Genomic DNA, 1219 nt, shown 5'->3' with positions numbered 1-1219 from the left:
CTGTCTACACGCGGATTTGCTGAAGCAACTCCAGAGCCTGCTTCTGTTTCGCGTTGGCGGTGGTGACGAGCTCGAACGTCGGCGCCTCAGCGTCGGCGCTGGGTGTGCGGCAGGTGTTGCGCACGATCGTGGCGAGTTCGGCCATCAGGCTCGAGAAGCTGTGCACGGGTGTGCCGTCGTCAAGCGTGTGGCGCGCCGCCTTGGCCAGCGCTGCCGCAGAGCGCACGGCAGGCGCCACAGGATCACGCGTGGCCTTGGCGGCCTGATCGGTGTCGGCGAACATCAGTTCGCGCCAGGCCTCGCGCATGTGCCACTCGACGTAGTAGGCCAGCATGCACAGCAGGATATGCGCACGCACCCGATCGGCCGTGCGGTGATGGATCGGCCGTATCTTCAGGTCCACTGTCTTGAGCGAGCGGAACGCGCGCTCCACGTTGGCCAGCGCTTTGTAGTTGCGCACGCACTCGGCCGAGTCCATCTGTGCCGCACTCACCGAAGTGCGGATGATGTAGAGGCCGTCCAGCGCCGCCTCGCGGGCGATGCCCTCGCTGTTGCGGCTGAACGTGAAGGACGCTTCGTCGATGCTCAGCGCAAAGTGCTTGGCCACCTTGTACTTGTCGATCACCTTGCCCACGCGCAGGCCGATCTGATCGCGCCCGGCGAGCTTGCCCGCCTGCACGCACGCCTCGGTGGCCGCCAGCAACTCTTCTCGCTTGTGGGCACGCAGCTTGGCCAGTTCCGGATTACGACACGCCACCAGCCGCTCGCCCGGATAATCCGGTGAACTCAGCTCCAGCAGATTGCGCTCGTCGAACAGGCCAAGCTGCAGTTGTCCTTGCTCGAGCAGCGGGCGGATCGAGGCGCTCTTGAGCGCCGTGATCCAGCCCAGATCACCGCCTTCGCGCATCTGCTCGATGGCCTTGCTGGAGATCATGCCGCGATCGCCCACCATGACCAACCGGGAGAGGCCAAACTCCTCTTGCAGGCGCCGCACCTCGGGCATGAAGGTCTGGCTGTCGGCCACGTTGTCCTCATGCACCGACACCGCCACCGGGCAGCCGCGCGCATCGGTGAGCAAGCCGTAGTTGACCTGCAGCAGCCCCTTCTTACCATCGCGGCTGTAGCCGAGTTTGGCCAGCGGGCAGGTGCTGCCCTCGAAGTAGCTGGAGCTCAGGTCGTACAGCACCAAGCCACCGTCGCTCAAGTGCCGCGCGGCTAG

General features: G+C 65.4%; 1 protein-coding gene. It reads right to left on the bottom strand.

Going from position 1 to position 1219, the window contains the following annotated elements; all coding sequences use genetic code 11:
* Nucleotides 1–4: 4 nt before the first annotated feature.
* The coding region (locus K309_RS0135075; protein WP_029050501.1) for an IS1634 family transposase at nt 5–1219 on the bottom strand (1215 nt) is incomplete at its 5' end.

Origin of the sequence: Cupriavidus phytohabitans (genome assembly GCF_000426345.1) — a bacterium.
Taxonomy (GTDB): domain Bacteria; phylum Pseudomonadota; class Gammaproteobacteria; order Burkholderiales; family Burkholderiaceae; genus Cupriavidus.
The sequence above is the reverse complement of the archived record's forward strand: the minus strand, read 5'-3'. Positions and strand labels throughout refer to the sequence as shown.